The organism is Streptococcus sp. CCH8-H5 (assembly GCF_001556505.1).
GTDB lineage: Bacteria > Bacillota > Bacilli > Lactobacillales > Streptococcaceae > Streptococcus.
The window spans coordinates 1-3588 of sequence record NZ_LSIZ01000072.1 but is presented as its reverse complement, the minus strand read 5'-3'; the positions used below and the strand labels follow the sequence as shown (position 1 = coordinate 3588).

Annotated in this window: 5 protein-coding genes; all 5 read right to left on the bottom strand. The window is 43.4% G+C overall.

Going from position 1 to position 3588, the window contains the following annotated elements:
- Positions 1-97: 97 nt before the first annotated feature.
- A complete protein-coding gene (locus AX663_RS10610; protein WP_060972870.1) occupies positions 98-553 on the bottom strand; it encodes a hypothetical protein in 456 nt (151 codons plus the stop codon).
- A gap of 828 nt (positions 554-1381) precedes the next feature.
- Positions 1382-1561, bottom strand: a complete 180-nt coding sequence (locus AX663_RS10605) for a hypothetical protein (RefSeq protein ID WP_060972869.1) — start codon at positions 1559-1561, stop codon at positions 1382-1384.
- Between the two features lie 81 nt (positions 1562-1642).
- Positions 1643-2155 (bottom strand): hypothetical protein, encoded by a 513-nt coding sequence (locus AX663_RS10600; protein WP_060972868.1) that lies wholly within the window; start codon positions 2153-2155, stop codon positions 1643-1645.
- Between the two features lie 330 nt (positions 2156-2485).
- Positions 2486-3340, bottom strand: a complete 855-nt coding sequence (locus AX663_RS10595) for a hypothetical protein (protein ID WP_060972867.1) — start codon at positions 3338-3340, stop codon at positions 2486-2488.
- 6 nt (positions 3341-3346) lie between these two features.
- On the bottom strand, positions 3347-3588 hold a 242-nt coding region (locus tag AX663_RS10775; protein ID WP_269449893.1), incomplete at its 5' end, for a hypothetical protein.

The window sequence follows — 3588 nt, the reverse complement described above, 5'->3', positions numbered from 1 at the left end:
CGTCAACATCAACATCACAGTTGGAGTCAAATTCAGTCTCAGCTTCAGAAAGTGCCTCAACGTCGACATCACAATCAGTATCAACTTCTGAGTCATCCTATGTAAGTGCGTCAGTGTCTGAATCACAGTCTGTTTCCAACTCAGAGTCAGCCTCAGAGAGTGAGTCGACATCAGCTTCACAATCCGAATCAAATTCAGTTTCAGCCTCAGAGAGTGAGTCGACATCAGCGTCACAATCCGAATCAAATTCAGTTTCGACTTCAGAAAGTGCGTCAATCTCTGAGTCACAATCAGAGTCGAATTCCGTTTCAACTTCAGAGAGTGAGTCAGTTTCGGAATCACAGTCTGTCTCAAACTCAGAGTCAGCTTCAGAAAGTGCTTCAGTATCTGAGTCACAATCGGTTTCAAATTCAGAGTCAGCCTCAGTAAGTGAATCAATTTCAGAATCACAATCTGTATCAAATTCTGAATCCGCTTCAGAGAGTGCTTCAGTATCTGAGTCACAATCCGTTTCAAACTCAGAGTCAGCTTCAGAAAGTGCATCAGTAAGCACATCACAGCTGGAATCAAATTCAGTTTCGACTTCAGAGAGTGAGTCGACATCAGCTTCACAATCCGAATCAAATTCAGTTTCTACCTCAGAGAGTGAATCAATTTCAGAATCACAGTCTGTTTCAAACTCAGAGTCAGCTTCTGTAAGCGAATCAATTAGTGAGTCACAATCCGTTTCAAACTCAGAGTCAGCCTCAGAGAGCGAATCGATATCAGCGTCACAATCAGAGTCAAACTCAGTTTCAACTTCAGAGAGTGAGTCGACATCAGCGTCACAATCAGAATCGAACTCAGTTTCAGTCTCAGTAAGTGCGTCTGTTTCAACCTCACAATCTGCCTCAAATTCAGAATCATCGTCAGTAAGTGAATCAGTATCAGAATCACAGTCTATTTCAAACTCAGAGTCAGCCTCAGAGAGTGCTTCAGTTTCAGAATCACAGTCTGTTTCAAATTCTGGGTCAGCATCATTGAGTGCGTCAGTGTCTGAATCACAATCAGTGTCTAATTCAGAATCATCGTCAGTAAGTGAATCAATTTCTGAATCACAGTCTGTTTCAAACTCAGAATCAGCCTCAGAGAGTGCATCAGTGTCTGAATCACAATCTGTCTCAACTTTCGAATCCGCATCAGAAAGTGCATCAGTAAGCGAATCACAATCAGTGTCTAATTCCGAGTCATCGTCAGTAAGTGCTTCTGTATCAGAATCACAATCAGAGTCTAACTCAGAATCCGCATCAGAAAGTGCGTCAGTATCTGAGTCACAATCCGCTTCAACTTCAGAGTCAGCCTCAGTAAGTGCGTCAATTTCGGATTCACAATCAGTCTCAAATTATGAGTCAGCTTCAGAGAGTGAGTCAGTCTCTGAGTCGCAATCAGTCTCAAACTCAGAATCAGCATCTGTAAGCGAATCAATTTCTGAGTCACAATCAGTCTCAAACTCAGTTTCATCGTCAGTAAGTGCATCAGTTTCAGTTAGTGAGTCATCATCATTGAGTGAATCACAGAGCACAAGCGCATCCGTTTCGGCTTCTGAATCAGCATCATTGAGTACATCGAGCTCATTAAGTGCTTCTGTATTTGAAAGTCAATCTCAAGCCTTCAGTGCTTCAATTTCTACAATCATTTCAACTGTTGAGTCTATTTCGAACTCGGCTTCAAGCTTCATTTCAACAAGTGAATCGATTTCGACATCTAATTCAGCATCATTGAGTGAGTCGGCGTCATTGAGTGCATCCGTTTCTGGATCACAATCAGTCTCTAATTCAGTGTCTGCATCAACAAGTGCTTCTGTCTCAGCATCACAGTCTATTTCAAACTCAGTTTCAGCGTCAGAGAGCGAGTCAATATCAGCTTCACAATCCGAGTCAAACTCAGTTTCAGCGTCATTAAGTGCATCAGTTTCTGAATCACAGTCTGCTTCAACTTCAGAGTCAGCGTCAGTAAGTGAATCAATCTCAGAATCACAGTCTGTATCTAACTCCGAATCAGCATCAGAGAGTGCCTCAGTTTCTGAATCACAGTCTGTATCTAATTCAGAATCAGCGTCAGAAAGTGCATCAGTTTCAGCTAGTGAGTCAGCATCATTGAGTGAATCGCAGAGCACGAGTGCATCAGTTTCGGCTTCTGAATCAGTATCATTGAGTACTTCGAGCTCATTAAGTGCTTCTGTATTTGAAAGTCAGTCTCAAGCTTTCAGTGCTTCAATTTCTGCGATTATTTCAACTGTTGAATCTGTTTCGAACTCGGCTTCAAGCTTCATTTCAACAAGTGAATTGGTTTCGACATCTAACTCAGCATCCTTGAGTGAGTCGGCGTCATTGAGTGCATCTGTTTCAGGATCACAGTCAGTCTCTAATTCAGTGTCTGCATCAGAAAGTGCTTCTGTCTCAGCATCACAGTCTATTTCAAACTCAGTTTCAGCTTCAGTCTCAGCCTATGTATCAGAATCACAATCAGTCTCTAATTCAGTGTCTGCATCAGAAAGTGCTTCTGTCTCAGAATCACAGTCTGTTTCAAACTCAGTCTCTGCGTCAGAATCAACAAGTGCATCTGAATCGGCATCTGCATCAGAATCAGCAAGTGCATCTGAGTCAGCTTCAGCATCTGCATCAGAATCAGCAAGCACATCAGCTTCAGTCTCTGCATCAGAATCAGCAAGCGCATCAGTTTCTGTATCAGAGTCAGAATCAGCAAGTACATCCGCTTCAGAATCAGAGTCGGCTTCTACATCAGCAAGTCTTTCAGCATCAGCAAGTGTATCTGAGTCGTTGTCTGCATCAGCTTCAACTTCAGTAAGTGTGTCTGCCTCAGAATCAGCTTCAGCCAGCGAGTCTGTGTCATTGAACGAGTCGCAAAGCGCAAGCACATCAGCTTCAGTCTCTGTCTCAGAATCAGTAAGCGCCTCTGAATCTGCTTCAGCATCTGCGTCAGCCTCAGCAAGCACATCTGCTTCAGTCTCAGCGTTAGAATCAGCGAGCGCATCCGATTCCGTCTCTGCCTCAGAGTCAGCATCAACAAGCGTATCCGCTTCAGTATCTACGTCAGCCTCAGTAGGTGCGTCAGAATCAGCCAGCACATCTGCTTCAGTCTCTGTCTCAGAATCTGTAAGCGCATCTGAATCCGCTTCAGTGTCTGCCTCAGAATCAGCGAGCGCCTCAGCTTCAGTCTCTGCGTCAGAATCAGTAAGCGTATCTGAATCAACTTCAGCGAGCATCTCAGTCTCAGAATCAATTTCAACTTCAGAATCTATCTCTGTTTCAACTTCAATCTCTGAATCAATTTCAAACATTGTAAATCATTCAGAATCCGCTTCATCAAGCGCTTCAGAATCAGAGTCAGCTTCTACATCAGCATTCTTGAGTGCCTCTGAAAGCACAAGTGCTTCAACAAGTATTTCAACATCATTGAGTACTTCAGCAAGTCTTTCAACCTCTGCCTCAACAAGTGCCTCAGAATCAACTTCTGAAGTGAAAGATCCTAAGCACAAACGTGGTAGCCAAGCGCTTCCTAAGACTGGTGAGGAAAACTCATCATTGT

Excerpts from the sequence above, each read along its gene's own strand:
- AX663_RS10595 (WP_060972867.1), bottom strand. The coding sequence starts at position 3,340 with ATGTTTGAAATTGATTCAGAGATTGAAGTTGAAACAGAGATAGATTCT.